This is a genomic window from Trebonia sp. (genome assembly GCF_030042015.1).
Lineage (GTDB): Bacteria > Actinomycetota > Actinomycetes > Streptosporangiales > Streptosporangiaceae > Trebonia.
On the sequence record NZ_JASIAL010000099.1, the window covers coordinates 1 to 4,634 of the forward strand.

5 protein-coding genes are annotated in these 4,634 nt (G+C 71.4%); 2 read left to right on the forward strand and 3 right to left on the reverse strand.

All coding sequences use genetic code 11. The features are described 5' to 3' along the window. On the forward strand, positions 1-389 hold a 389-nt coding region (locus Q1N79_RS04970; protein WP_300605038.1), incomplete at its 5' end, for a helix-turn-helix transcriptional regulator. On the opposite strand, the gene Q1N79_RS04975 is transcribed toward Q1N79_RS04970, so the two are convergent. Both Q1N79_RS04975 and Q1N79_RS04980 read right to left on the reverse strand, forming a co-directional pair. After that, positions 381-677 (reverse strand): hypothetical protein, encoded by a 297-nt coding sequence (locus tag Q1N79_RS04975; protein ID WP_300605040.1) that lies wholly within the window; start codon positions 675-677, stop codon positions 381-383. The genes Q1N79_RS04970 and Q1N79_RS04975 overlap by 9 nt on opposite strands. Before the next feature lie 404 nt (positions 678-1,081). After that, positions 1,082-2,344 (reverse strand): glucarate dehydratase family protein, encoded by a 1,263-nt coding sequence (locus Q1N79_RS04980; protein ID WP_300605041.1) that lies wholly within the window; start codon positions 2,342-2,344, stop codon positions 1,082-1,084. A gap of 180 nt (positions 2,345-2,524) precedes the next feature. Between Q1N79_RS04980 and Q1N79_RS04985 the strand changes: the two genes are divergently transcribed. Next, a complete protein-coding gene (locus Q1N79_RS04985; protein ID WP_300605043.1) occupies positions 2,525-3,925 on the forward strand; it encodes a hypothetical protein in 1,401 nt (466 codons plus the stop codon). Between the two features lie 80 nt (positions 3,926-4,005). Here the strand turns inward: Q1N79_RS04985 and Q1N79_RS04990 are convergent. After that, on the reverse strand, positions 4,006-4,634 hold a 629-nt coding region (locus tag Q1N79_RS04990; RefSeq protein ID WP_300605045.1), incomplete at its 5' end, for a hemerythrin domain-containing protein.

Consider the following 4,634-nt stretch of genomic DNA (forward strand, 5'->3'; position numbering starts at 1 on the left):
TCGAGGCGGCCGCCGCGCAGTTCGTCGGCACCGGGGACCGCGCGCAGGCGCGGGCCGCGTTCACCGCCGCCGTGGAGGTCTACACCGCTCTTGGCGCCGCCGCCGACGTCGCCAGGCTGCAGGCCGCGTTCCGCGCCCACGGCATCAGGCGCGGGCCGCACTCCAAGCACCGGCGGGCGCGCAGCGGCTGGGACAGCCTCACCCCGACCGAGGTCAAGATCGCCGCATTCGTCCAGGAGGGGCTGTCCAACCCCGACATCGCGGCCAGGCTGCTGCTGTCCCGGCGGACCGTGGCGACGCACGTCTCGCACATCCTGAAGAAGCTCGACGTCCATTCGCGGACAGATATCGCCAGGGAGTCGGCGCTGCGCACGATCGCGTCACGGTGACCCCGCCGCGCTCGCGGGCTGTCTCGGCTCGGGAACCCCGGGCTGGCACGCGAGCGTGAAGTACACGACCTTGCCCGCAGGGGTGCGGTAGCACCCCCACTCGGCCGACAGGGTGGCGGCGAGCAGCAGGCCCCGCCCGGTCTCCGCGTCGACCGGGACATCCCAGGCGCAGACGACGGCCCGGACCTGGCTGCGCGCTTGCGCGGCCGCGGCCGGACCCGTGGCCAGCCGGACGCGGCACGCCTGGAGCCCGGCCGGACGGGACAGTGTCGGCGCCATCGTGTTCATCGTGCCTCCTTCGCGGGCCGGCCGGAGCGGCCGCGCCGCGGGAAGGCGCCCCGCGCGGCTGCTCCCTGGGAAGGTCCCGAGCGAATTCCGGGGGTGCTCGGGCGCCGGTTGCAAGAAAAATAGTCGTGCAAGTTGCAGCGAGAAACATCGGTCAGCTGACCGATTTCCAACAGCGCCGATGCCACGTCCGGTATCAGGCGTGACAGGCGTCCATTCCCGTTTCGCCCACGGCGAGAAGCCCTTGTCCGAGTTCGAGCTGACTTGTACGGTTACAGTGTGCGGCGGTACCGCACCGCTCGGTTCTCCCCCCAACCGTGCCGGTCAGCCCGCCACGCGGTGCCCCCGTCCGCGACGGCGTCGGCGCGGTACCGCCGCCGCCCATCGTCGCGCCCGTCGCGGGCGCTTCACCAGCGGGGCTGCTCGCGCTGGTAGCCGGGGTCGACGCGGCGCATGTAGCCGGTGTCATCACGGGTGCGGATCCCGCACCGCAGGTACTGCTCGTGCAGCGCGGCCAGCGCGTCGCGGTCGAGTTCGACGCCCAGGCCGGGGCCGTCGGGGACGCGGACGGCCCCGGCCTGGAACGCCAGCGGCGTCCCCGTGACGACGTCCTCGGTCTTCCACGGCCAATGGGTGTCGCAGGCGTAGCCCAGGTTCGGGGTGGCCGCGGCCAGGTGCACCATCGCGGCCAGGCTGATGCCGAGGTGGGAGTTCGAGTGCATGGACAGGCCGAGGCCGAACGTCTCGCATATCCCGGCGAGCAGCCTCGACCTGCGCAGGCCGCCCCAGTAATGGTGGTCGGACAGCACCACCTGCACGGCGCCTTCCCTGATGGCCGGCGGCAGGTGGCCGAACGCCACCACGCACATGTTCGTGGCCAGCGGCATCGGGGCGCGCCTGGCCACCTGGGCCATGCCGTCGATGCCGGGCGTGGGGTCCTCCAGGTACTCGAGCACGCCGTCCAGGTCGCGGGCCACGCCGATCGCCGTGCCGGGGGTCCACGCGGCGTTCGGGTCCAGCCGCAGCGGATGGCCGGGGAAGGCCCGCCGCAGCGCGCGGATGGCCGCGATGTCCACGTCCGGGGGGAAGACCCCGCCCTTGAGCTTCAGCGCCGTGAAGCCGTACTCGCCGACCATCCGGCTGGCCTGCCTGACGATGCCGTCCGGGTCGAGCGCCTCGCCCCAGTCGTCCGGGTCGCGGCCGGGGTGGGCGGCCCACTTGTAGAACAGGTAAGCCGAGAACGGCACCTCGTCCCTGACCGCGCCGCCGAGCAGGTCGGCGACCGGCCGGCCGGCGGCCTTGCCCTGGATGTCCAGGCAGGCGACCTCGAAGGGCGAGAACACCCGGTCGGCGGCCGCGTTGTCGCCGGTCAGGCCCGACGAGGTGGCGCGGCCGCCGCCGCCGGCGACGGCCGCTACCCGGCGGTAGATGTCAAGCGTGTGGTAGGCGTCCGCGCCCTCGATCGCACGCGCGGCGGCACGCAGCGCGCCCAGGTGATGCTCATCGGCGTAGGTCTCGCCGAGCCCGGTCAGCCCGGCGTCGGTGGCGATCTCGACGACGGCGCGCAGCGCGTACGGCTCGTGGACGCCGACCGCGTTCAGCAGCGGCGGGTCGGCGAAGGCGACCGGCGTGATCGTGATGCCCGTGATCTTCACCGGATCCGTGCTCACGAGGTCACCGCCGTTCCCGCTGGCAGGCGGGTGGCCCTCCCGGGAGCGCGTGGCCCGGCGCTAGCATGTGACCGCCCGCGAATGCGTACTCTGACCGTATCGCGGGACCGACGTCCGTTACGTCAAAAAAGACTCTCGCCGACCGGAACCGGCCGCCGCCGCAGAAGAACGGGATGACACATGAGTGCGAAGAACCTGCAGGAAGTGCTGGACAATGCGGGAAACACGGTAGAGCTGCTCCGCAACTCCCAGCTCGGCGCTTACATCTACCCGGTCGTCCCCGCTGAGTTCACCAACTGGCGCCGCGAGGTGATCGCCTGGCGCGAGACCGCGGTCCTCTACGACCAGACGCACCACATGGCCAACCTGTTCGTCTCCGGGCCTGACGCGCTGCGCCTGCTCAACGGCGCCGCCATCAACAGCATGGCGAAGTTCCCCGTCAACACGGCCAAGCAGTTCGTCCCCGTCGGCCCGGAAGGCGGCGTCATCGGCGACGGCATCCTGTTCCACCTGGCGGAGGAGGAGTTCGTGTTCGTCGGGCGCGCCCCCGTCGCCAACTACCTGACGTTCGCGGGCAGCAAGGGCTACAACGTCGACATCCGGCTGGACAACCGGTCGCCGTCGCGCCCGTACGGCAAGCCGGTCACCCGGGAGGTGTGGCGCTTCCAGATCCAGGGCCCGAACGCCTGGCCGGTCATCGAGAAGCTCAACGGCGGCCCGATGGAGCAGGTGCGCTTCTTCCACATGGGGTACATGACGATCGCCGGGGAGCAGGTCCGTACCCTGCGGCACGGCATGGCGGGCGCCCCCGGGCTGGAGATCTGGGGCCGGTACGAGAGCTTTGACAAGGTCAGGGACGCGGTCCTGGAGGCCGGCCGCGAGTTCGGGCTCGAGCCGTGCGGCGCGCGGGCCTACTCGTGCAACACGCTGGAATCGGGCTGGATCCCGTCGCCGCTGCCCGCCATCTACACCGCCGAGGAACTGCGGCCCTACCGCGAATGGCTCGGCCCTGACAGCTACGAGGCGACGAACGCCCTGGCCGGCAGCTTCGTGTCGGACCGGATCGAGGACTACTACCTCAACCCGTGGGAGCTCGGCTACGGGTCGTTCGTCAAGTTCGACCACGACTTCGTGGGGCGGGACGCGCTGGCGGCCGTCACCCCGGAAACCCAGCGGCGCAAGGTGACCCTCGCCTGGAACGCCGACGACGTCGCCAGGCTGCTCGCCTCCCCCGTGTACCCGGGGCCCGGCTACCAGTTCTTCGACCTGCCGAACGCCAACTACGGCTCCTCCAACTTCGACTCGATCCTGGACGCCGACGGGAACCTGGTCGGGTTGTCGCTGTTCACCGGCTACAGCGCGAACGAGCGCACCGCGCTGTCGCTGGCCACGGTCAACCCCGACGTCCCGATCGGCGCCGAGGTGACCGTGGTCTGGGGCGAGCCAGGCGGCGGCAGCCGCAAGACGACCGTGCAGCCGCACGAGCAGCTCGGGGTGCGGGCGATCGTGAGCCCGGCGCCGTATTCGGCCGTGGTGCGCGAGAGTTACCACGCCGGCTGGCGCTCGGCCGCCACCGCCTGAGGGTCCGCCCGGGGCAGGCAGCCGCGCCCGTTCGGGATAAGGATTTAAAAATTTTCCCGAACGGACAGCGGCGCCTGTGGTCAGGAGTACTGGCTGACTTGCGGGGTGAACTGGTTCAGGTCGTAGACGCCGAGCTCCTGCTCGATGCCGGCCACCCGGCCGACCATCGCGGTGAACTCGTCGGTGCCGAACTGCTGCTGCTGCAGGTCGGCGAAGTACTGGCCGAGGCTGGTCAGCTCCGCCGCCGGCACGAGCTGGCGGAACGCCGGGAACACCACCGTGTCCTCGCGCGCCTCGTGCGGCTCGTACATCCGGACGAACGCCTGCATCGCCCCGGTGAGCCGGGTCCGCATGCCCGGGCTGGCCAGCTGCCCGCCGGTCGTGTGCGCGAGGAGGAACTGGGTGATCACCCGGCCGCGGGCGTGCTGGGTCAGCAGGGTGGTGACGGTGCCGGTGAGCTGCCCGGCCCGCAGCAGCCGCGGGAACACGTAGCCCTCCTCAAGGCCCTCGTGGAATCCCTCGATGAAGTCGTGGATGATCAGGGCGGACTCCTGCACGTGCGCGGGGCTGAGCTGCCCGCCGGCCTGCACCTGGGCGATCATCGCCCGGTAGCAGAGCAGCACGCGCTTGAGCACCCCGTGCTCGCGCATGAGGTCGTCGTCGGGCGGGATCACGGCCGGATCAGGCGCCGGGGCCTGGGCCGACGCCG

Coding starts and splice junctions, on each gene's coding strand:
- Q1N79_RS04985 (WP_300605043.1), top strand. CDS start 2,525: ATGAGTGCGAAGAACCTGCAGGAAGTGCTGGACAATGCGGGAAACACG.
- Q1N79_RS04975 (WP_300605040.1), bottom strand. CDS start 677: ATGAACACGATGGCGCCGACACTGTCCCGTCCGGCCGGGCTCCAGGCG.